At 64.1% G+C, this 22,768-nt stretch carries 19 protein-coding genes and 1 pseudogene; 6 read left to right on the forward strand and 14 right to left on the reverse strand.

Annotated features, from left to right (window positions below; genetic code table 11):
- Window positions 1-117: 117 nt before the first annotated feature.
- Together GDA49_13650 and putA are read left to right on the forward strand one after the other, a co-directional pair.
- The gene (locus GDA49_13650) at window positions 118-525 is read left to right on the forward strand and encodes a hypothetical protein (GenBank protein MBC6441418.1); all 408 of its coding nucleotides are present in this window, start codon (window positions 118-120) and stop codon (window positions 523-525) included.
- A 663-nt stretch (window positions 526-1,188) separates the two neighbouring features.
- Window positions 1,189-4,335, forward strand: coding sequence for a bifunctional proline dehydrogenase/L-glutamate gamma-semialdehyde dehydrogenase PutA (putA, locus tag GDA49_13655; GenBank protein MBC6441419.1), 3,147 nt, complete (start codon window positions 1,189-1,191; stop codon window positions 4,333-4,335).
- On the opposite strand, the gene GDA49_13660 is transcribed toward putA, so the two are convergent.
- Together GDA49_13660 and GDA49_13665 are read right to left on the reverse strand one after the other, a co-directional pair.
- Entirely contained in the window at window positions 4,332-5,339 is a 1,008-nt protein-coding gene (locus GDA49_13660) for a lipid A deacylase LpxR family protein (protein MBC6441420.1), read from the reverse strand. The two genes, putA and GDA49_13660, sit on opposite strands and share 4 nt — an antisense overlap.
- Window positions 5,339-6,502: an iron-containing alcohol dehydrogenase gene (locus GDA49_13665; GenBank protein ID MBC6441421.1), complete on the reverse strand. Its 1,164-nt coding sequence runs from the start codon at window positions 6,500-6,502 to the stop codon at window positions 5,339-5,341. Before GDA49_13665 ends, GDA49_13660 begins: the two co-directional genes overlap by 1 nt.
- 59 nt (window positions 6,503-6,561) lie before the next feature.
- Between GDA49_13665 and GDA49_13670 the strand changes: the two genes are divergently transcribed.
- A complete protein-coding gene (locus tag GDA49_13670) occupies window positions 6,562-7,494 on the forward strand; it encodes a nucleoside hydrolase (GenBank protein ID MBC6441422.1) in 933 nt (310 codons plus the stop codon).
- On the opposite strand, the gene GDA49_13675 is transcribed toward GDA49_13670, so the two are convergent.
- The gene (locus tag GDA49_13675) at window positions 7,491-8,456 is read right to left on the reverse strand and encodes a D-glycerate dehydrogenase (protein MBC6441423.1); all 966 of its coding nucleotides are present in this window, start codon (window positions 8,454-8,456) and stop codon (window positions 7,491-7,493) included. The genes GDA49_13670 and GDA49_13675 overlap by 4 nt on opposite strands.
- A 64-nt stretch (window positions 8,457-8,520) precedes the next feature.
- Here GDA49_13675 and GDA49_13680 point away from each other — a divergent pair, with 64 nt between their 5' ends.
- A complete protein-coding gene (locus GDA49_13680; protein MBC6441424.1) occupies window positions 8,521-9,294 on the forward strand; it encodes a DUF1849 family protein in 774 nt (257 codons plus the stop codon).
- On the opposite strand, the gene GDA49_13685 is transcribed toward GDA49_13680, so the two are convergent.
- Complete coding sequence (locus GDA49_13685) at window positions 9,295-10,206, reverse strand: ROK family protein (protein ID MBC6441425.1); 912 nt, start codon at window positions 10,204-10,206, stop codon at window positions 9,295-9,297.
- Window positions 10,203-10,802 carry a hypothetical protein gene (locus GDA49_13690; protein ID MBC6441426.1) on the reverse strand — a complete coding sequence of 200 codons (600 nt, stop codon included), beginning with the start codon at window positions 10,800-10,802 and terminating at the stop codon, window positions 10,203-10,205. Before GDA49_13690 ends, GDA49_13685 begins: the two co-directional genes overlap by 4 nt.
- 305 nt (window positions 10,803-11,107) lie before the next feature.
- On the opposite strand from GDA49_13690, the pseudogene GDA49_13695 reads away from it, so the two are divergent.
- A pseudogene (locus tag GDA49_13695) lies at window positions 11,108-11,442 on the forward strand (response regulator).
- Between the two features lie 264 nt (window positions 11,443-11,706).
- On the opposite strand, the gene rpmG reads toward GDA49_13695, so the two are convergent.
- Genes rpmG through GDA49_13710 form a run of 3 tightly spaced genes read right to left on the reverse strand, consistent with a single transcriptional unit; the run spans window position 11,707 to window position 12,644 of the window.
- Window positions 11,707-11,874, reverse strand: coding sequence for a 50S ribosomal protein L33 (rpmG, locus tag GDA49_13700; GenBank protein ID MBC6441427.1), 168 nt, complete (start codon window positions 11,872-11,874; stop codon window positions 11,707-11,709).
- A 31-nt stretch (window positions 11,875-11,905) separates the two neighbouring features.
- Entirely contained in the window at window positions 11,906-12,322 is a 417-nt protein-coding gene (locus GDA49_13705; GenBank protein MBC6441428.1) for a hypothetical protein, read from the reverse strand.
- Window positions 12,315-12,644 (reverse strand): hypothetical protein, encoded by a 330-nt coding sequence (locus GDA49_13710; protein MBC6441429.1) that lies wholly within the window; start codon window positions 12,642-12,644, stop codon window positions 12,315-12,317. Before GDA49_13710 ends, GDA49_13705 begins: the two co-directional genes overlap by 8 nt.
- Before the next feature lie 701 nt (window positions 12,645-13,345).
- Between GDA49_13710 and GDA49_13715 the strand changes: the two genes are divergently transcribed.
- Window positions 13,346-13,537, forward strand: a complete 192-nt coding sequence (locus GDA49_13715) for a hypothetical protein (protein ID MBC6441430.1) — start codon at window positions 13,346-13,348, stop codon at window positions 13,535-13,537.
- A gap of 246 nt (window positions 13,538-13,783) precedes the next feature.
- Here GDA49_13715 and rnr read toward each other — a convergent pair whose 3' ends face one another.
- The 6 genes from rnr to GDA49_13745 all read right to left on the reverse strand — a co-directional run bounded on the left by rnr (window position 13,784) and on the right by GDA49_13745 (window position 22,767).
- A complete protein-coding gene (rnr, locus tag GDA49_13720; protein ID MBC6441431.1) occupies window positions 13,784-16,021 on the reverse strand; it encodes a ribonuclease R in 2,238 nt (745 codons plus the stop codon).
- A complete protein-coding gene (gene topA, locus GDA49_13725; protein MBC6441432.1) occupies window positions 16,002-18,626 on the reverse strand; it encodes a type I DNA topoisomerase in 2,625 nt (874 codons plus the stop codon). The genes rnr and topA overlap by 20 nt, the downstream gene beginning before the upstream one ends.
- Before the next feature lie 44 nt (window positions 18,627-18,670).
- Complete coding sequence (gene dprA, locus GDA49_13730) at window positions 18,671-19,780, reverse strand: DNA-protecting protein DprA (GenBank protein MBC6441433.1); 1,110 nt, start codon at window positions 19,778-19,780, stop codon at window positions 18,671-18,673.
- A complete protein-coding gene (gene plsY / locus GDA49_13735; protein MBC6441434.1) occupies window positions 19,777-20,391 on the reverse strand; it encodes a glycerol-3-phosphate 1-O-acyltransferase PlsY in 615 nt (204 codons plus the stop codon). Before plsY ends, dprA begins: the two co-directional genes overlap by 4 nt.
- A gap of 85 nt (window positions 20,392-20,476) precedes the next feature.
- Entirely contained in the window at window positions 20,477-21,793 is a 1,317-nt protein-coding gene (locus GDA49_13740; GenBank protein MBC6441435.1) for a dihydroorotase, read from the reverse strand.
- An 8-nt stretch (window positions 21,794-21,801) separates the two neighbouring features.
- The gene (locus tag GDA49_13745; GenBank protein ID MBC6441436.1) at window positions 21,802-22,767 is read right to left on the reverse strand and encodes an aspartate carbamoyltransferase catalytic subunit; all 966 of its coding nucleotides are present in this window, start codon (window positions 22,765-22,767) and stop codon (window positions 21,802-21,804) included.
- Window position 22,768: the final 1 nt, after the last annotated feature.

Raw genomic sequence — 22,768 nt, forward strand, 5'->3', positions numbered from 1 at the left:
ACTATAATCAGGCCGCTGAGACATCTCCGGCAAATCGACAATCTGAATTTTATCGCTGCAGCTGTCGAAGCCGACCGTCTCCAGGCCCCGGATGCTCTGCCGGCGGGGAACGGCACCTTGACGGGATATGTCAGGGCTGACAATCTTTTCTCGGGTCTTCCCACGCTGGGCAATCTCCAAATCACGGCCAATTTCGATAATGGCACGGTCAAAACAAAGGCAAGAGCTTTTTCCGGCCTTGCCACCAGTGGTACGGGGGCGTCGACTTTGCATGGCACAAATGTGAATGGAAAGCTGCGTGGTAGAGGAACGATCACTGCAACCGCGATTGAAAGCGCCCTGGCTGGGGACCTTACACTGGTCGGTACGAGCGTCACCACCACAGTCGACGGGGCCATTGCAGGTAACGTGTACCTTAACGATGGGGATTTGCTGGTACACGGAGACCTGACAGGAACCCTTTCCAGATCCGGAGAAAGTGATAGCAATATCGAAGGTGGGGCGTTTTACGCTGTCGAGAACTGAGTACGGAATCAGGATTTCAGGCGGCCACGCCGCCTGAAATCTTCTGTTTCTTCCCGACATCGGGACCTCGGGCGGCATGATTGATTTAGCTGCCGCCTGAGGTCCTTTTGTCTTTATCCCGCCCGTCTCCCCCCATGCCGTGTGGCTGCGCCATGCCTGCCAGTGCGAGGCCTGGAACAGGTTGATCAAGGACCCGGATCGCACCACCTCGATCGGAGCGAGAAACTGGGCACATGGGCTCTGACCAACGATTTTTGGTATGAGTGTGTCTGTTGCCGCCTATCAAGACCGGTGATGGTCGTCACAGTGGCCACAAGAAAGAGGCCGCGGTTGTATGGAGGAGCGATCAAGGATCTGCTCTCCGGCCTTCACCGGGCACCAGCGCACCAGCTTCTTGATGGCTTCGACCTCTGTGGCCGGCAAACCCTCGAACAGCGTGATGCCTGCGAGACTGCGCGTTGTCGTCGTGTCCGCCAACGGTATTCCCCCGAGTAGGCATGTTGAGCCCTTTCTTATCGCCCCTAGTATCGAAATCTTGGGGAACTCATCGAAATCTTGGCGGGATTCGTAAACAGATGTCGCGTTTGATTGTCTATGGTGGTCAAGAACGCCCACGAGCCCGACATTTCGCCGCCTGATTGGCCGCAATTGGAGACCCCGAGAATGACCTTCGTCTTCGACTCCCTGCCGGATCGCGATGACCTCAATGCCTTGCGGCGGACCTATCGTGCCGACGAGAATGAGGTCGTGGAAACCATGCTGGCCGAAGCGCGCCTTGGAGATGACGCTGCCCGCAAGGTTGAACGCCTGGCCCGCGACATGGTCGCGCAGGTCCGTGCGCGTCGCCGGGATGCCGGCGGCCTTGATGCCTTCATGCACGAGTACGATCTGTCGAGCGACGAGGGTGTTGCGCTCATGTGTCTGGCTGAGGCTCTGCTGCGCGTGCCTGATCCGGAGACGTCTGACCGGCTGATCCGCGACAAGATCGGCGATGCGGACTGGGCCGATCATGTCGGTGACAGCGAGTCGCTGTTCGTCAATGCCTCGACCTGGGGTCTCATGCTGACGGGCCGGATCGTCAGACTGGATTCGGAATGGACCGGGAATGCGCTTGGCCTGCTGGGGCGTCTGGTCAACCGGATCGGCGAACCCATCATCCGCGAGGCGATGGTGCATGCCATGCGGATCATTGGACGCCAGTTCGTCATGGGACAGACCATTGATGAGGCGCTCGACCGATCACGCGATGAGCGTGCGAAGGGTTACCGCCATTCCTTCGACATGCTCGGCGAGGCCGCGCGCACCATGCCGGATGCCGACCGATACATGGCGTCCTATGAGGCCGCGATCGACCGTCTCGGCCCCGCAGCTGACGATCCCGACCTCTTCGCCAGACCCAGCATCTCGGTGAAGCTTTCGGCGCTGCATCCGCGCTACGAGCTGTCCCAGCGCGAGCGGGTCATGGCGGAGCTTGCGCCGCGCCTGATCGTCCTTGCCGAGCGTGCGCGCGACTGCGGTATTGCACTCACGGTCGACGCGGAGGAGGCGGACCGGCTTGAGATCTCTCTGGAGCTCTTCGGGCTCGCATCAGGGTCGGCCTCGCTCGCCGGATGGGACGGTCTCGGTCTTGCGGTGCAGGCCTATCAGAAGCGCGCGGTCCACGTGCTGGACTTCCTCGCCGACATGGCGGCGCGCCACGGTCGCCGCATTCCCGTTCGCCTGGTCAAGGGCGCGTACTGGGATACCGAAATCAAACTGTCGCAGGAACAAGGGCTCGACGGCTATCCGGTCTTCACCCGCAAAGCCTCGACAGATGTCTCCTATATCGCTTGTGCCCGACGCCTGCTGGGCAATGCGGCGGCCTTCTATCCGCAATTTGCCACCCACAACGCCCAGACTCTGGCGACGATCCTGATGCTGGCCGGGTCGGAGCGGCGGGACTTCGAATTTCAACGGCTTCACGGCATGGGACAGGCGCTCTACGAGCGTTTGGTCGAGGAGTCGGGACGCGACATCAGCTGCCGCATCTACGCGCCGGTGGGCAGCCACGAGGACCTGCTGGCCTATCTCGTCCGGCGACTACTCGAGAACGGTGCCAACACGTCCTTCGTAAATCGGATTGTCGACGATGCGATGCCGATCGAACGACTGGTCGAAAGCCCGGTCGCGGCGGTCTCGGCCATCGATTCGAAGCCGCACCCCCGGATCGTCCTGCCGCGCGATCTGTTCGGCCCGGGTCGGCGCAACTCCAAGGGCCTTGACCTCAGCGATGTCGAGGTTCTTGGTGCGCTGGCCAGGGACATGGGACGCGCCAGCGAAACATCCTGGCGGGCGGCGCCGCTGATCGGTGGCGAAATCGTGGGTGGTACGGTCCGCACGATCACCAACCCCGCGGACCGTCGGGATGATGTCGGCGAGGTCGCTGAGGCCAATGTCGACCTGGTTGATCAGGCTCTGTCGCGCGCGCATGCCGCGGCACGCGCATGGTCGGACACGCCGGCCGATGAACGGGCATCGTGCCTGGAACGCTTCGCCGACAGGCTCGAGCAGAATATGGCCCAGGCCATGGCGATCGCTTGTCGTGAGGCGGGCAAGACACTGGCCGACGGGGTTGCCGAGGTGCGCGAGGCGGTCGACTTCTGCCGCTACTACGCGGCTCGCGCCCGCGACGACTTCGCCGCTCCTGTCACACTTCCGGGACCGACCGGAGAGACGAACACGATTGCGCTGCACGGACGCGGTGTTTTTGTCTGCATCTCACCCTGGAACTTCCCGCTGGCGATCTTCTGCGGTCAGGTCACCGCTGCCCTCGCGGCCGGCAACGCGGTGATCGCGAAACCGGCCGAGCAGACTCCGCTGATGGCGTTGTTTGCAGCTCGTCTTCTGCACGAGGCCGGTGTTCCCGGGGACGTTCTTCATTTGCTGCCCGGCGACGGTGCAACAGTGGGTGCTGCGCTGGTGGCCGACCCGCGCGTCGCGGGCGTCGCCTTCACGGGATCGACCGAGACCGCGCAGCTTATCAACCGCAAACTGGCCGAGCGATCCGGACCGATCGTGCCGTTGATCGCAGAGACCGGCGGTCAAAACGCCATGATCGTGGATTCCACGGCGCTGCCGGAGCAGGTCACGGCCGATGTGATCCATTCGGCCGTCAACAGCGCAGGACAGCGCTGTTCGGCGCTGCGTGTCCTGTGTCTGCAGGAGGAGGTGGCGGACAAGACCATCGCCATGCTGACCGGCGCGATGGCGGAACTGAAGGTCGGCGATCCCGCCTTGCTCGCGACCGATGTCGGACCGGTCATCGACGATGAGGCGAAGGGTGTGCTGGAGGCCCATGTCGCGCGCATGGGTCAGGAGGCGACCGTGATCTACCGCTCGCTGCTGGGTCCCGAGACGGAGTACGGGACCTTCGTTGCGCCGACAGTGATCGAGATCGATGCGCTCTCACGTCTGGAGCGGGAGGTGTTCGGACCCGTGCTCCATGTCATGCGGTTTTCACAGGGCCGGCTCGACGATCTGATCGACGCCATCAACGGCACCGGCTACGGCCTCACGCTCGGGATCCACACGCGTATCGATTCGGTAGCAGAGCACATCGCGGATCGTGCCGAGGTCGGCAATATCTACGTCAACCGCAACATGATCGGTGCGATCGTGGGCAGCCAGCCGTTCGGTGGCGAGCGGCTCTCGGGGACCGGGCCGAAGGCCGGCGGGCCCCGCTATCTCCATCGTTTTGCGACCGAACGGGTCGTTTCAACGGACACGACGGCGGCCGGCGGCAACGCAGGACTCATGACCCTGGACGACTAGAGGGTCGCCGACAGGCTGATCGCGCCGAACTGGTCGACGTCTTCCTGTCCGTCGAACTCTTTCGTCCGCATGCGATGCGTGAAGGTCAGGCGCATGTGGCCCCAGGTCAGCGCGATACCGGTCTGGAACTCGCCGACGAACGGGTTCTTGTCGACGCTGTGGCTATGGGTGAACGTGTTGCCGTCGAGGAAGATGTTGCGTGCCACGAAGCGCGCCTCGGCGCCGGCGAAGACGTACCAGCCGAGACTGTCCCAACTGCCGGGAAGGAAGTATTCGGAACCGGCGATACCCGCGCCGATTCGGGGTGCGCCATAGTCCTGTCTGAGGTCCTGACCGATGCGCATCTCGGCACCGAGCCCGGCATAGGTGTGCACGTTGCCCAGCGCGAACGATCCGCGCGTCGTCAGGTCCCATTCGAGGCCGAGACCGCTGAGATCGGCATCCTTCACCGTGCGGTGCTGGCGCTCATAGAAGAGGTTGATTGCAGGTTCGTTGCTGAGCTGGTGGTCCCAGCCCTTCGGCCGAGGTGCCTTGATGATCTCGTGAAACCAGATTTGCATCTCATCGGCATAGGACGCCGGACCGATGACGCCCAGCGAGAGGCTGGCGCGGTCGAGCCTGTCGCCGTTGTCAGCGGCGAGTCCGATGTCGCCCCGCAGCCAGCCGGCATAGGGCCGATCGTCAACCAGAAGGTTGGGGCTGCGGATGTCGTTCGGCGTGAACATGCTCTGCGCGATGGTGATGCCCCATCGCTTGCCGCCGCCAACATCGAACATCGGCAGCAAGTTGGCGCCGTTGACCACGAGGTCGGGAATGTCTTTGGCGCCGCTCAGGTAAGAGAGCTGCATGCCGTGGGTGTATTCGCCGTCGTCGTTCGAGACGAAGAAGTCGTTCTCGGTCTGGATGCCTACGATCTGGCCGGGCTCTTCGGCAACGGCAAGGCCTGCCGGCAGCAACAGTGCTGTCAGCGCACCAAAGAGACTGCTCCTGGCCCGGCTGATCATCAGTTGAGCCTCCCCTCCAGAGCATTGGTGAACATGTGCGCCAGATTGTCGTTGTCGAGCGGGACCGGGTTGGTGCCGGCGGTGGGATCGTTCACGGCCTGGGCGATCACCGTGTCGACCCGGCTGTTGTCGACGCCGATATCGGCCAGCGTGTGCTCGATACCGATTTTGGTCCGCAGTTCCAGGACCCATTCCATGACGGCATCGAACCCGTCACCGATATCCAGGTAGCGCGCCAGGGCGGCGTAGCGATCGGCGACCGTATCGCGGTTGAAGGCCATCACGTAGGGCATCACAACGGCGTTGGTGCGTCCGTGGTGAGTGTTGAAGAGTGCGCCGATGGGATGCGACAGCGAATGGATGGCACCCAGGCCCTTCTGGAAAGCGGTGGCACCCATGGTCGCGGCAATCTGCATGTGCCCGCGAGCATCGATGTCTCTGCCATCGGCCACGGCGACGGGCAGCCATTCCTTGACCAGACGCATGCCTTCAAGCGCGATGCCGTCGGCCATGGGGTGGTAGCCTGGAGCGCTGTAGGCCTCCAGGCAGTGGGCGAGGGCATCCATGCCGGTCCAGGCCGTGATGCTGGCGGGCAGCCCAACCGTCAGCGCGGGGTCTTCGATGACGATGCCGGGCAACATCCGAGGGTGATAGAGGATCTTTTTGGTCTGATCGGCTTCGTCGATGATCACTGCTGCACGGCCTACTTCGGAGCCGGTGCCAGAGGTCGTCGGGACGGCGACGATCGGCAGGATCGCGTCGGCGTTGGCATGGGTCCAGTTGTCGCCGCGGTCCTCGAAATCGAACATCGAACGGGTCTGGCCGGCCATGAAGGCGATGGTTTTGCCGGCATCCATGGCGCTGCCGCCGCCGAAGACGATCACGCCATCGTGGCCGCCCGAACGAATCACCTCGAGACCGCAATCGACGTCGGAACCGAGCGGGTTCGGGTTGATGTCCGAGAAGACATCGGTCGGAAGGCCCGCGGCACGGTTCGCAGCGACCGCATCGGCGATCATCGGCAGATCGGCGATGCCGGGGTCGGTCACGAGCAGCGCTTTCGTGATGCCCAGCTCGCTGCACACCGCGGCAAGCTCCGTGATGCGGCCGTCGCCGAAACGAATGGCGGTGGGGTAATTCCAGTTGGCGGCTGAAATCGTCATGATGGGCTCTCCTTGTCGGATGGAGCTCTCGTTTGCCCCGCCGAAACGGCGGATGCAAGATGCTGCGGCAAACCCCAGACAAATATGGCTTCTGCGTGACCGCGCTTCCCGTCATCTTCGACTGCGATCCCGGCAAGGATGATGCCTTCGCGCTGTTTCTCGCGCTGGCGCTGCCCGACGTTTTTGACGTTCTTGCCGTCACCACCGTGGCCGGCAACGTCGCGGTCGAGCGCACATCGGTCAACGCCCGGCGCATCGTCGAAGCGGCCGGACGGCCGGACATTCCGGTCTACGCCGGTTGCGAGCGGCCCATGCTGCGGCGTCTCAAGACAGCCACAGAGACCCACGGCATCGACGGGCTCGGCGGTTCCGGGTTACCGGAACCCGCCGAGGGGCCCTTGGAAACCCATGCCGTCACGGCGCTGATCCGTCTTCTCGAGGCGAGCGACCGGCCCGTAACGATCGTCGCGATCGGGCCGCTGACCAACATCGCCACGATGCTGATCGCCCATCCCGACATCGCTTCGAGTATCGGTCATCTTGCCGTCATGGGCGGGGCATCCGGGCGCGGCAACATGACCGCACGCGCGGAGTTTAACATCCACGTCGATCCCCATGCGGCTCATGTTGCCCTGTCGGTTGCCTCTCCGATCTCGCTTGTCACGCTGGACACCACGAGTAACCTGCGTCCGCCGATGACATGGTTTGACGCCATGGGGGATTTCGGCCGGCCGGGTGCGGCCCTTCTAGGCATGTGGCGCGCGGCGCCGGTGGCGCTCTACGACGTCGCGGTGACGGGCCTGCTGGCCTGGCCGGATATCTTCACGCTCGAAGAAGGCGCCGTCGATGTTGTCATCGAGGACGGTAACCAGTGCGCCCGAACGGTGATCACGCCCGGGGCAGGCCCGGTGCAGGTCGTGACGGCCATTGATCAGCAGACCTTCCTCGATCGTACAGCCCACGCCATGAAGGCATTTGGAGTGGCTCCCTAGGCGACCCTGTCGGGCGGCTCCTCACCGCGGAAGAAGGCGTCCAGGTTGTCAAGCGCCCGGAAGCCCATGGCATCGCGGGTCGCCATGGTGGCGCTGCCCAGATGGGGCAACAGGAACGCGTTGGTCAGATTCCGGTAGCCCGGGTGGATGTTCGGTTCGCCGTCGAAAACGTCGATTCCGGCCGCGAAGAGCTTGCCGGCGTTCAGCGCTGCGATCAGGGCGCCGTCGTCGATCACATTGCCACGGGCCGTGTTCACCACAATCGCACCGTCCGGGAGCCTGGAGATTCGCTCTTCGTTGATCAGCTTCACGGTGTCGGACGTCGACGGACAGTGGATCGACAGGATGTTGCTGACTGCCAGCAGGTCGTCGAGCTCACCATGGAATGTGGCGCCGAATTCCAGTTCTGCCGGAAGCTTCGAGCGGTTGTGGTAGTGCACTTCCATGCCGAAACCGGCCGCGCGCCGCGCAACGGCCTGTCCGATCCGGCCCATGCCGAGGATGCCCAGGCGGTTGCCACTGACATGGATGCCCCGCATGCCGGTCGGTGACCAGGCACCCCAGGTCGCCTCGCGCACCATGCGTTCGCCCTCGTAGGCACGGCGCGCGGCACCCAGTATCAGGAGCATTGCGATGTCGGCGGTCGCATCGGTCAGAACGTCGGGCGTGTTGGTGACGACGATGCCGCGTTCCCTGGCGGCCGCTACGTCGATGTGCTCGAAGCCGACGGAGAAGGTGGCGATCACCTTCACGCTGTCGTCCAGCCCGGCGATCACGTCGGCCGTGATCTTGTCGGTCGGGCAGGGCAGCAGGGCATCGGCGCCGCGACAACCGGCGATGACCTCATCGGCGCTGGGCAAGTGGTCGTCGGAATTGAGCCGGGGCTCGTAGTCGCGACCCAAGCGCGTTTCGACGCCCTCGGGCAGGGTACGCGTGACAAAAACGACAGGCTTGCTCGTCATATTGTGATCCCCGACAGAGATGTACCGATTGATTCCGGAAAGCCGCGCGTACTTAATGGATGCCATGTCCCTGCGCAAAGCCTTCCTTCCCGCCAGTGCCGTCGTGCTTGCCGGCTCGGTCTTCACCCTTTCCGTCGATGCGGCCGACCTCGTGGCCCACAGTGCCGTCTACGAGATGACGCTTGGCGAACACGAGAGTCGCACTGGCCTGATCTCGATCCATGGCGGGATGCTGCTCGAGATCGAAGACCACTGCGAAACCTGGGCGGTGCGCCGCCGCTTGGCGATGCAGATCACGGGTGACGACGGGACGCACTCGACCACATCGAGCATCGACTTTTTCCAGTCCAAGGATGGCTCCTGGTATCGCTTCGACGATGAAACGGCGCACAGTCCCGGCGGGATCGAACGGTTCTCGGGCGAGGCCAGCATTGCCGACGAGACCCGTTCGGGAAGGATTTCGATCGAGCAGCCCGAGGAGTCGCGCCACAACCTGCCCGACAAGGCTGTCTTTCCGATGGTGCATCTGTCGGATCTCATTGATCGCGCTGCGGCCGGTGAGCGTTTCATGAGCCATGTCGTCTACGACGGCACCGATGGTGCGAAGGTCTACGACGTCACCACGATTGTCGGATCGGCGGTGGAGAACGACGGGATGGTCTCGTGGCCGATGCGGCTGGCGTTCTACGAACATGGCACGGTCGCCGAACAGCCCGAAGTCGAGATTGCAGCCGTCCTGCGCGAGGACGGTGTCGCCGAATCGCTCTCCTACGACTACGGCACCTTCGTGATTGATCTGACCTTGGTGGAACTGACGGAACTCGACGGCGGTTGCTGATCAGCGCCCGTCCGGCTCGGGCCAGAGCCATGCTGCGCCCCTGACGCCGCTCGAGTCGCCATGCACTGCGGGAACCAGGTCCGTGGAGATGCTGTCAGAGAAGACGAAGGGCGACCAGAGGCCGGGAACGTTGCGATAGAGCCGGTCGAGATTCGAGAGGCCGCCGCCCAGCACGATCACATCGGGATCGATAATGTTCATAACGACGCAGAGCGCCTTGGCGAGGCGTGTTTCGTAGCGCCGCATCGTTGCTTCTGCCTGCGCGTCGCCGCCGGCGGCTGCCGCCGCGATCTCGGACGGCACCAGCGGCTCTCCGCCATGGTCGACATGATCGCGCGCCAGTGCCGGACCAGACAGAAAAGTCTCCAGACAGCCGCGGCGGCCGCAGAAGCATCGCTCGCCGGTCTGTTCGTCATCATCGGGAGCGGGCAGGGGATTGTGGCCCCATTCCCCGCCAACGCGATTCCGGCCCTCCACGATGGTGCCGTTGATCACCACGCCGCCACCGCATCCGGTACCTAGGATGATGCCGAAGACAGAGATACATCCGGCACCGGCGCCGTCAGAGGCCTCGGACAAGGCAAAGCAGTTGGCATCGTTGGCCACGCGCAGCGCGAGACCCGTTGCAATTCCGAGATCACCCGGCAGGTCACGACCGTTCAGGCAGACAGAGTTCGAGTTCCGGACCATGCCCGTCTTTGGCGACAGGGACCCCGGCATACCCATGCCGAACCGTGCGATCGGTTCGGGCGCGCGATCGGAGAGCGCGCTGACCACACCGGCGATGGCGCGGACCGTTGCATCGTAGTCGTCCTGGGGCGTGGCGACTCGCAGTCGGGCGGCTTCCGATCCGTCAGGAGCCAGCAGCAGCCCCTCGATCTTGGTGCCGCCGAGATCGATCCCGATCCTCATGGATGGACGGCGAGGTGGCGTTCGATGTAGCGATGGATGTCGGGCCAGTCGCGGGCGCGAAAGTGACTCTCTTCGGCTGGTCCCAGCAGGTCGCCGAGGTCGGGATGGCTGATGTAGTGGATACGGACCACATGATCGGCGACCTCAGCCACTTCGGCGTGGTGCAGCGGCGAATCGTCGATGAAGAAGACATGCCCGTTGGTGCGTGACGCCAGGGCCCTGACCGCCTCGGCCTTGGAGCCCTCGTTCGAGATCAGCGGATAGGGCATGCCGTTGCCTTCAAGTGCGGCCGCGCGTGCCGGTCTCTGGGCATGAGGTACATTGCTGAGAACGACGATCTGGAGGCGTTCGCTCAGGTGCTGCAGCGACTCCGAGGCATGTTCGACAACCGCCATCGTGCGCGTGTGCTGCTCGAAATAGCTGGCGAGCAGCGCACGAACGTCGGGCATGTCGAGTGGTTCGTCCGTTTCCCGGGCGATAATATTTCCGTTCAGGCGGAACGATGCCCAGTTGAAATAGGCTCCGTTGGCGCTCAGATGCCGTTCGAACCCCGCCATGAAGGCAAAAATCACCTCATCAGCGTCGGAAATGAGCAACGGACGCTCGGATTCGATCTCAATGCGGTCCAACTGGTCCGCAAGTGACCAGTTAAGCCGATCTTCATTGTTTTGTTCGATCATTGAGAAATGCCGCGTGCGCGGTGGCTAAGGCAAGGGGCTCAACTTATGCTATGAGGTCTGCGAAACAAGCCTCGCGCTTGACTTGGGATGGAGGCGAGGTCCAAAGGCTGGACTTCGGCGGGTGTGGCGTTCATGCTTGGTGGCCGGGGATTTCAGGGCGGACGTGTCAGGGAGCCCCTGATGGCAAAACCGTCCTCTTCGTTGAAGACAATGCGCTCAACATGAAGCTCTTCAACGATCTGCTGGATGCCAATGGTTTCGACGTGCTGCAGGCCATGAATGGCGAAGAGGCCTTTGCCCTCGCCAAGGACAATCATCCCGACTTCATCATCATGGATGTTCAGCTTCCGGATGCGTTCGGTCTCAAGGTCACCCAGTGACTGAAGGCCGAGGCCAGAACGTCCGATATCCCGGTCGTCGCGGTCACGGTGCTCTGGCGATGAATGGCGACAAAGAAAGGTTCCTCGGCGTCGTTTGCGACGCCTGCATCGACAAGCCGATTTCGGTTCATCATTTCCCGGATGCCTTCAACAGGTTCCCCGGCACGGCTGCGTGACGAGAACATGACCGGGCGCATCCTTGTCGTTGACCACCGGCCGCTGCCAAACCCGGTGCAGACAAGGCGTCGATCGCGTGAGTCTCGAAGACCTCCGGCAGACTGTCGGCCGAGGCCATGGCGGGGCCAGGCCATCCGATCGGAACGAGGACGAGCAGGCACCTCACCATCATGCCGAAGCCATGACGCGGAGAAGCGCTCGCGGCAAGGCGAGCGGGGTGATCCTGACGAAGTGTTGAGAACGTGCGCCGGGCGCGGAAACCCTTACTTGAGCTTGGTTTCCTTGAACATGACGTGCTTACGCGCCACCGGATCGTACTTGCGGAACGACAGCTTCTCGGTCTGGGTGCGCGGGTTCTTCTTGGTCACGTAGTAGTAACCGGTGTCTGCGGTGCTCTCGAGTTTCACGAGAATGGTGGTCGGCTTGGCCATGGTTCGTCTGTTTGCTAAGGAAAGGCGCAAACTAGTGATGTCGCCGCCGGAGGTCAAGCGCCAGACACGGATTCCCCGGGCGATCCGTACCCCCTATGGTGGCCCGCCGGCAGGCAGCGAACACACAGTAGATCAGAACCACCGAGATCATCGAAAAGGCGAAGCCTTGAGGGCCGAACTCGGTCATGGACGTGCTGACGACCATCGGTTCCACCATGCCGCCGATGCCGAACAGCCGCCAGAACACCGCGTTGGCCGCGACGAGATCGACCGCCTTGAAGCGTTCGCCGAGCAGGGTGATTGCCGACTCGCTGTAGCCCTGGTTGCGCAGGGATTCCGCGAGGATCGGCCAGGCTAGGGAACTCGTGGTGGTGACAATCGCGAGCGCCCCGATCAGGGTCATCAGAAGGTGGGCCCTGCCGCGCTGCGACAGGATCGTATCAGACATGATCGATCCGCTGCCGGTTCCGGACATAGTGCAGGAACGGAACGGTTTTCTGCTGTCTGCCTCCGGTGCGGTCGGCCCAATGTTGCCGCGTCTGGTTGAGCACGAACTCGGTGACGTCGACGATCGGCAGGCGGTGGGCGGCATCGAGAGGTAGCCGATGGAGGTCTTCCAGCTCGCCGTCGGTGATCAACTCGCCCTCGGCATCATTGGCATCGACCAGGAAAAAGCGTGTGTTGAACCGCTTGTGCGACATGGTCGGGGGCAGCGCGCGAGCGATGTAGTCCATGCGCGCAAGATCGGGCACGGAACCGGCCGCCTTCATGGCGTTCCAGAACGGGGTGTCCGGCGCATCGTCCAGTTCACGCTTCTTCGCGGTGCGTGCAATCAGATAGCCGGTCTCTTCATGGGTCTCACGCAGGTCTGCCAGGGGGCAGGGCCAGCGTCGATGCCGTGGCGGTGTGTTGCTTCAAGAGCTTGTCGGTTGACCGATGGGGTTTGACGCTTGAGGGAGCGAGCCGGTCGATCGCATCGACCCGGCCGCCGGGAAAGACATAGATGTTCGGAAGGAAGCTCGCCCGCTTGCGTCGCTGTCCCATCAGCACCTTGGCCTTGTCGCCGGTGCCGCGATCAGGACGACGCTGGCAGCGTCACGGGCCGTGGAGTGTCCTCGCCCATGGCAACATTCCGATGTGATGATCACACGTAGGGCACGGACGAGATGTTCTCCGATCACGCCCATGTCGCCAACTGGCGGGGCCTTCGAGGTTGGCCGGCACGTCGACTGGAATCAGGTCTTCAAGGGTTACGTCTCCCAGGTCGACTGGCCCGGTGCTCATGTCTGACGCCATCTGATCGACGCATTTTCCGAGGCCAGGGTCATGTTGAACGTCCGGCCCGCTGAGGCGTGGTGGAACAGTTCTCGAAGACGATCGGTACCTTCGTCAGCGACTACCGGAGCTACGAGCTGCTGTCCCACATCATGACGATGGCAGAAATCTGGGATCGTGAAATCGGTGGCAAGACATTCGGCGGCCGCTACGACGGTCGCGAGGCTGCATCGCCGGGTTCAACAGGCGGACGGACGACGTGCGTGCTGCTGTCGCGCCGGAACGCTTTCTGGTCTTTGATGTTGCCGAGGGGTGGGAGCCGCTCTGCGCATTTCTCGGCATGCCCGACGAGCCGTTCCCGCGCTCGAATTCGACGGCCGAGTTCTGAGTGAACTTCGGTCCGGATGGTCAGACGTCTTGGGTTGAGGGTCTACTCGCCTTCGAGCAAGGCGCGGCCTGATCGAGCCCAAGCGCCAGCCAACGTTTCTGCGCCGGTGTCGGCCGTCCCTGCTCGTTGCGCGGCTCCACTTCAGCCGCCGTCGTCGCTGCGATCTTGCCCCCAAATTCCTGCGACGGACAGTCGGTCGCATCTCGCGACCATATCAACAATCGGACTTCAGACCAATCGTTCGGCTCAGCGTTTCCGTCTTCGTGGCCCAGATCTGTGCTTGCGGCCCCGCGGCGACGACGTTCCGGGCCGGCGTGTCTTGCGCTCGATACCGCCCTCGACGAGATCGAAGCCGATGGTGGCGGCGACCGGATCGGCCTCGACGAGTTCAACGGTCACGGAATCGCCGAGGCGGAAGACGATGCCGTCTCCCTCGAGCTCCTGGCGGCCGTCGAGCACGCGGAACGGCCCGCCGGGCAGCCTGCGTGCGGGAAGCAGGCCATCGGCGCCGATCTCATCCAGCCTGACGAAGACACCAAAGCGGCCGACGCCGACGATCCGGCCGGGCATCACCGCGCCCACGCGGTCGGCCATGTAGTCGGCGAGATAACGGTCCATGGCGTCGCGCTCGGCCTTCATGGCACGGCGTTCGGTGGCGGTCAGGTGCACGCCCGTCTTGTCGAAGGCGGTATCGCCGTTCTCCGGCAGTCCGCCGGACCCCAGCTTGAGGCCGCGGATCAGGGCCCGGTGGACCAGGAGATCGGCGTAACGGCGAATCGGCGACGTGAAGTGGCAATAGGCTTCGAGGCCGAGCCCGAAGTGGCCGATGTTCTCGGGCGCGTACTCGGCCTGGGACTGGCTGCGCAGCACCGCTTCGTTGACCGCGTCCTTGTGCTCGGTGTCGGACACCTTGCCGAGAATGCTGGCGAAATCGGCTGGACGAAGCTGTGCACTCTTGCGCAGGGAGAGCCCCAGGCTCTGCAGGAACTCGCGCAGGCCCTCGATCTTCTCGGGCGAGGGCTGGTCGTGGATGCGGTACATCACCGGCATGCGTCGGTTCTTGAACTGGAGCGCGGCGGCTATGTTGGCGGCGATCATCAGTTCCTCGATCAGCTTGTGGCTGTCGTGTCGAATGCGCTGGGTGATCGCCTTGATACGCCCGTCTTCTCCGATCTCGACCTGCCGTTCGGGCCTGTCGATGTCGAGCGCACCGCGCTGCACACGATCGCCTCGCAGCGCGGCATAGACGCCGTAGAGATTGTCGATCAGCCCGTCGGGCAGGGCGGACGTGGTTTCCGAAGGCTGGCCCCCGCGGTGGGCCTCGACCTCATCATAGGTCAGGCGTGCGGCCGAGCGCATCAGCCCGCGTACGAAACGCCAGCGCCGCAGCGTGCCGTGATTGTCGATCCAGAGGTGGGCGGCAAGGCAGGCACGGTCCTCATTGGGCCGCAGCGAACAGAGATCGTTGGACAGCCGTTCGGGCAACATCGGTACGACACGGTCGGGGAAGTAGACCGAGTTGCCGCGCCGGTAGGCAGCGCGATCGAGCTCGCTGCCGGGTCGAACGTAGTGCGCCACGTCGGCGACCGCGACGATGGCGTGCCAGGCCGCCTCGTGTTCGGTCGTCGGCTCGGCAAAGACCGCATCGTCATGGTCACGGGCATCGACACCGTCGATGGTGACGAGCGGAACATCCCGCAGATCCTTGCGTTTGCCGGGCTCGGTGACGGGTTCTGCCCGTTCGGCTTCGGCCAGCGCCTCCTCCGGCATGTGGACCGGAATGCCGTGGGTCGTGATGGCGATCATGCAGACCGCATCGGCGTCGGCCCAGGTGCCGAGGCGCCTGACGACACGGGCCGGCACCGGACCGAAGCGCTGGGTCGACATGGGCTCGGCGAGAACGAGATCGCCGTCCTCGACTTTCAGGCCTGTCGGCAATTCGGCACGGTAGTCGTGCGACTGGCGCCGGTCTGTCGGCTGGATGCGGTCGCCCGTTGGCGTGCGTTTGAAGACCCCGACGACCTGCTGGGCGTCGGGCGCGATCAGGCGGCGGACCCGGCCTTCGTAGCCGCCGTTGGCCAGGTGACGCAGCTGCACCATGGCGCACTGGCTCAGGCCCGGCGCAGGATGTGGCTTGCGGCCGGTCAGCGGTTTCAGCGGGATCTTCGGTGGCGGACCGTCGCCATGCCACAGCAGAGGTTCGGCGATCGCGATACCGTCATCGTCGATCGCCACGATCTTGACGATCAGCTCGGACGGCAGGTCGCCCACCAGATTGAGCTTACGCCCCGCATTGCGCCCGATCTGGCCTTCGTGCTTGAGGTCCCGCAGCAGGCGGTTGAGCTCGGCGCGCTGGTGGCTGCCGGAAATGCCGAAGGCTCGGGCAATGTCGCGTTTGCCGACGCGGCCAGGATTGTCGGAAATGAAGTCGAGAAGCTCGTCGCGCGAGGGCACGCCCTCGTTGTCAGGCCTCAGCGGGGCCATCGCTCACGGCCTCGGCCGGGCTCGCTTTCTTGGCCGTCTTCTTCTTCGCCGCCTTCTTTGCTGTGGCCTTCTTTGCCGGAGCCTTTTTCTTGCTGTTCTTCTTCTTGGCCAGAAGCTCCAGCGCCATCTCCAGCGTGACGTCCTCGGGCTCGATGCCCTTGGGCAGCGACGCAAAGGTGCGCTTGTGGGCAACATAGGGGCCGTAACGGCCCTTCTTGACCTCGATCGGCACCTCGTCCTCGGGATGGGGACCCAGTTCCTTCAACGGCGGGCCCGCATTGCCGTGTCCGCCACCGCGCGCGAGCTTCTCGGCGATCAGTGTGACGGCACGGTTGAGGCCGATCGTCAGGACGTCGTCGTCCTTCGGGATCGAGGTGTAACCCTTGCCGTGCTTCAGGTAGGGGCCGAAGCGGCCAATGCCGGCGAGGATCGGTTCGCCGTCCTCTGGATGCTTGCCGACCTCGCGGGGCAGGGTGAGCAGACGCAGGGCGATCTCGAGCGTGATGTCGTCGAGCATCATGCCCTTGGGCACGGCGACCCGCGGCGGTTTGATTTTCTCCTCCGCTTCGCCCCTCTGGATGTAAGGCCCGTAGGGGCCGCGGCGCAGTGTGACCTTGAGACCGGTTTCCGGATCGAAGCCCAGCTCTTTGGGCCCGTTGTCACCCTGCTGGTCTTCGCCGTCGCTGGCGATGAGCTGGCGGGTAAACTTGCAGTCGGGGTAGTTCGAGCAGCCTAGAAAGGCGCCGAACTTGTTGAGCTTCAGGCCGAGGCGGCCATCTTGGCAGGACGGACATGCGCGGGGATCCTTGCCGTCGCCCGACTTGCGGAAGATGTGGTCCTCAATGATCTCCTCGATCGCGGCCATGACCCGGGGGCGATCAAGCTCTCCGGCTTCCTCGACCGCCATGTGGAAGGCATTCCAGAACTCGCGCAACACAACCTTCCAGTCGATGTCGCCGTTCGAGACGCGATCGAGCTCGGTCTCGAGGTTCGCGGTGAAGCCGTATTCGACATAAGTCGGGAAGAAGGCCTCAAGGAAGGCCGTGACCAGACGTCCGCGATCCTGCGGTACGAAACGCTTCTTATCCAGAATCACGTATTCGCGGTCCTGCAGCACGCCTATGATCGAGGCATAGGTCGAGGGCCGGCCGATGCCGAGTTCCTCCATGCGTTTCACGAGGCTCGCTTCGGTGTAGCGCGGCGGCGGTTGGGTAAAGTGCTGTTCGGGACGGACCTCGCCAACAGCGAGCGGCTCGCCCTCTTTCACGTCGGGCAGGCGGCGCTCCTTGTCGTCGTCCTCGTCGCTCGGATCGTCCCGGTCTTCGCGGTAGAGCTTCATGAAACCGTCGAACGCGACAACCGAGCCGGTCGCGCGCAACACGGCATCCCTCTTCTCCGTCGCGATGTCGACACCGACCTGGTCGAGCAGGGCGTGTGCCATCTGGCTCGCCAATGTGCGTTTCCAGATCAGATCGTAGAGCCGCGCCTCGTCGCTACCGAGGTGAGGCACCATCTCCTGAGGCCTGCGTTCGAAGGCAGTCGGGCGTACGGCCTCGTGCGCCTCCTGGGCATTGCGCGCCGACGAATGGAAGGTACGCGGCTTCTCGGGCAGATAGCGCTCGCCGAAATCATTGCGGATCAGGTCACGTGCACCGTCAAGCGCTGTTTGCGAGAGCGCCACGCTGTCGGTCCGCATGTAGGTGATGAGACCCACGGTCTCGCCGCCGAGGTCGATACCCTCGTACAGCTTCTGCGCAATCTGCATCGTCCGGCGCGCGCCGAAGCCAAGCTTGCGCGAGGCCTCCTGCTGCAGTGTCGAGGTGATGAAGGGCGGATTCGGGTTGCGTTTGACCTGCTTGCGTTCGACCAGGGCGACCCGGAACGATCCTTCGCGCACCCGTCGCGCCGCAGCTTCGCCGCGGCTGCGGTCGGGCAGGGCGTATTTGTCGAGCTTGGTGCCGTCGAGTTGGGTCAGGCGGGCGAGGACCTTGGCACCGGTGTCCTTCAGGAAATCGGCCTCGACAGTCCAGTACTCGCGCGGCACGAAGGTTTCGATCTCGGCTTCGCGCGCACAGATCAGGCGCAGCGCGACCGATTGCACACGCCCGGCCGAGCGGCTGCCCGGCAGCTTGCGCCACAGAACGGGCGAGAGATTGAAACCGACGAGATAGTCGAGCGCCCGGCGAGCCTGCTGGGCGTTGACGAGATCCATGTCGATCTCGCGCGGATTGGCGATCGCGTCGCGCACAGCATCGCGCGTGATCTCATGGAAGACGACGCGCTGAACCGGGCGATCCTTGATAGCGCCCTTGTCCTTGAGCCAGTTCAGGACATGCCACGAGATGGCTTCGCCCTCGCGGTCCGGGTCGGTCGCCAGCACCAGGCTGTCGGCGCCGCGCAGGGCATCGGCGATGGCCTTCAGCGGCTTCCGTGCCCTGTCGCCGGTCTCGTAGATCATCTCGAAGTCCTTCTCCGGGATGACCGAGCCGTCCTTGGGCGGCAGGTCACTCACATGGCCGTAGCTCGCCAGCACAGTGTAATCGCTGCCGAGATACTTCTCGATCGTCTTGGCCTTGGCGGGCGACTCGACGATAACGACATTCATGGGCGCCTCTGGGTGAGCGAACCTGTTGATTCAGCGACGATTTTTCAGGCCATGACGAGAGCGACCCGGTTTCCGGGAAGCCGCTCGATGCGGCCCGCGAGCTCCAGTTCCAGCAGCAGAATCTGAGCCTCGGCGGGGGTTACTTGGCACCGGCGCACCAGTTCGTCAACCTCGACAGGTTGCGCACCAAGCGCGGAAACCAGCCGTTCGCGACCGTCATCGGAGCCCGATTCCGGTATGTCGATCGGCTGATCGTCTTCCTCGGGAAGCACGGTCAAGGCCTCAAGATCTGGCACCGCCCGGACCGGCTGCTGGAGCCCCGAAAGGATGTCCTCGGTGCCCTCGATCAGGGCCGCGCCATCCCGGATCAGACGATTGGCCCCCTTGGCGCGAGGATCCTGCGGCGAGCCGGGCACGGCAAAGACATCACGCCCGTTTTCAGCGGCGAGGCGTGCGGTGATCAGGGCACCGGACCGCTCCGTGGCCTCGACCACGACAACGCCCAGCGCCATCCCGGCAACGATCCGGTTGCGGCGCGGAAAGTGGCCCGATCGCGGCACGAGACCGAGCGGCTGATCACTGACGACAAGGCCCTGTTCGGCGATGGCCTGATAGAGGGCCTCGTTCTCGGGCGGGTAGATGTTGTCGATGCCACCGGCCAGCACCGCCACCGTGCCGCCGTCGAGGGCGCCGGTGTGAGCGGCGGTATCGATCCCGCGTGCCATGCCGGACACCACGACCTGACCGGCCTCAGCGAGATCGGCTGCGAGCCGCTCGGCGAAACGACGCCCACCGGCCGACGCATTGCGTGCACCGACGATTCCGACCATGGGCCGGGCGAGGAGGTCGTCACGGCCAAGAACGGAAAGCACAGGTGGCGGATCGTGGATGTGATCCAGCAACGTGGGGTACGCCGGATCGTCACAGGCGATCATCGTGCCCCCCAAGCGTACCAGTGCTGTGATCTCGTCTTCGATGGGGCCGGGCTCCGGAACGGCGACCCCCTTGAGACGGCCGCCGCGGCGCGCCAGCTCCGGCAGTGCGTCAAGCGCGGCCTCCGGCGAACCGAAGCGGCGGATCAGGGCGCGGTAGGTGCGTGGGCCGATATTGTCCGAACGCGCCAGTCGCACCTTGGCAACGAGGCCCGGGGTCATGCCTTCTGACCGATCTTGGGTTCTTCGCCGCGGAAGAGGCGCCCGATATTGGACCGGTGGCGGATGATCGTCAGCACGGCGAGCACGGCAACGGTCTGCACATACTGCATGTCACTTGTGAAGTAAAAAATATAAATCACTGATAAAATTGATGAAATTATGCTTCCTAGAGAGACGTATCGTGTGGTGGCGACCACCAGGAGCCAGCCGGCGAAGGTGACCAGTCCCGCGGGCCAGGAGATGCTGAGGATCACGCCCATACCGGTGGCAATGGCCTTGCCGCCCCGGAACTTCAGCCAGACGGGAAACATGTGCCCGACCATGACGGCGATCGAGGCAATGACCAGGAAGTCGGGGCCGCCGATGTCGAAGGCGATCAGCACGGCTGCGGCGCCTTTGACGGCATCGAGCAAGACAGTCAGCGCGGCGAGTTTCTTGTTTCCGGTGCGCAGAACGTTGGTTGCGCCGATGTTGCCGGAGCCGATCTTGCGGATGTCGCCCAGTCCCGCCCACCGGGTGATCAGCAATCCGAAGGGAATCGATCCAAGGAGATAAGCCACGAGCGCGCAGACCGCGTAGGGCCAGAGGAAGGGCAAGGCCTCGACGGACAGGATCCGGTCGTCGAACAAGGGTCATGAACTCCCGGTTGCAGGTATGGTCATGGTCTCACGGCCGCACGGCCTTGGCGAGATCGGTTCAGGCGGTATAGACAGTCCGGCCGCTCACCACCGTGCGCACGGCGCGGCCCTGGACGGGGCGGTCCTCGAAGGGTGAGTTCTTCGATTTCGACTGGAACGCCTTGTTGTCGATCTGCCAGGGCGTTTCGGTGTCGATCAGGACCAGATCGGCCGGCCAGCCCGCCTCCAGGCGCCCGGCCCTGACCCCGAGGAGATCGGCCGGCTTGCAGGTCACCGTGGCAAGCGCCCCGCAGAGCGAGAGGTGGTCGTTGTGGACCAGCTCCAGGATCAGCGGCAGCACGGTCTCCAGCCCAACGATGCCGAAGGCGGCCTGATGAAACGGCTGGCGCTTGCTGTCCTGATCGTGGGGCGCATGGTCAGAGACGATGTTGTCGATCGTGCCGTCGCGCAGGCCTTCGACGACGGCCTGGCGATCATCCTCCGAGCGCAGGGGCGGCCGGACCTTGGCGAAGGTGCGGTAATCGCCCACGGCATTTTCGTTAAGCGCGACGTAGTGTGGTGCGGTGTCAGCCGTGACGTTGATGCCGCGCGCCTTGGCGCGGCGCACCAGCTCGACGCTCTCGGCGGTCGTGAGATGGGCGAGGTGCAGGCGGCCGCCGGTCATCTCGGCCAGGCGGACGTCGCGCGCGACCATGATGACCTCGCTCTCTGCCGGCATGCCGGGAAGACCGAGCCGGGTGGAGACCTCGCCCGAGTTCATCGCACCGGAGCCCGAGAGGTTCATGTCCTCGGCGTGGTGCATGATCAGGGCATCGAAGGTCGTGCCGTAGCTCAGCGCGCGGCGCAGCACGTTGGCATTCATGATCGTGTGAAGGCCGTCGGAGAAGGCGACGGCGCCGGCCTCGCTGAGAAGGCCGATTTCGGTGAGTTGCTCGCCCCGGCGTTCCTTGGTGACCGCCGCAATGGAGTGAACCTTGACCAGCGAGGTCTCCCGCGCCCGGCGTTCGATGAAATGAACCAGGGACACGTCGTCGATCGGCGGGTTCGTGCTCGACATGCAGGCGACGGTCGTGATACCGCCGACGGCCGCCGAACGGCTGCCGGTGTGGATGGTCTCCTGGTGTTCGAAGCCGGGCTCGCGCAGGTGGGCACGCATGTCGACCAGTCCCGGTGCGACGACAAGGCCCGAGGCATTGATGACCTCGATATCGTCGGCCAGGCTGTCCTGCGCGATATGGGTTCCGAGATCGGCGATCGTGTCACCGTCGGTAATCACCCCGCCGGGCTCATCGCGCCCGCTGGCAGGATCGACGATGCGACCGCCGACATAGGCAATCCGTCCGGTCTTGGTCTTCTTGACCGTGAGGTCGGCGATCCAGGCGCTCACTGGTTGTGCTCTGGATCGTCGAGGTTGCGCGCGAGCACCTCAAGGCAGGCCTGACGCACGGCAACGCCCATCTCGACCTGATCGAGAATGACGCTGCGGTTGATGTCGTCGGCCACCTCGCTGTCGATCTCGATGCCGCGATTCATCGGGCCGGGATGCATGATCAGGGCATCCGGTTTGGCGACCGCCAACTTGTCGTAGTCCAGGCCGTAGAACTGGAAGTACTCGCGCTCGCTCGGCACGAAGCTGCCCTGCATGCGCTCGGTCTGCAGCCGCAGCATCATCACGATGTCGACGTCCTTGATGCCCTCGCGCATGTCGTGGTGGACCTCGACGCCGTAGCGGTCGGCCGCCGTGGGCAGCAGCGTCGGCGGGGCGACCAGGCGCACGCGTACGCCCATCGTGTTGAAGAGCAGGATGTTCGAACGCGCCACGCGGCTGTGGGCGATGTCGCCGCAGATCGCGACCGTGAGGCCGGAGAGCCTGCCGAGCCTACGACGGATCGTCAGCGCGTCGAGCAGCGCCTGGGTCGGGTGTTCGTGGCTGCCGTCACCCGCGTTGATGACCGCAGCATTGACGGCGTTGGCGAGCAGTTTGACCGCACCGCTGTCGGGATGGCGCACGACCAGCACGTCCGGATGCATGGCGTTCAGCGTCGCCGCAGTATCGATCAGGGTCTCGCCCTTCTTGATTGCGCTGGTGGTGGGCGACATGTTGATCACGTCGGCCCCCAGGCGCATGCCCGCGAGCTCGAAGGACGTGCGGGTCCGCGTCGAGCTTTCGAAGAACATGTTGATCTGGGTGCGGCCCCGAAGCTGCTCCTGCTTCTTCTCGGCACGGCGGTTCAGCGCGACGTAGCCGTCGGCCACGTTGAGCAGATGATCGATGTTTTCGGGGGATAGCTCGCCGATGCCCAGCAGGTGCCGGTGCGGGAAATGGAAGGAGGCTGAGTCGGCGATCATG

This window comes from Rhodospirillales bacterium (genome assembly GCA_014323865.1).
Lineage (GTDB): Bacteria > Pseudomonadota > Alphaproteobacteria > SP197 > SP197 > SP197.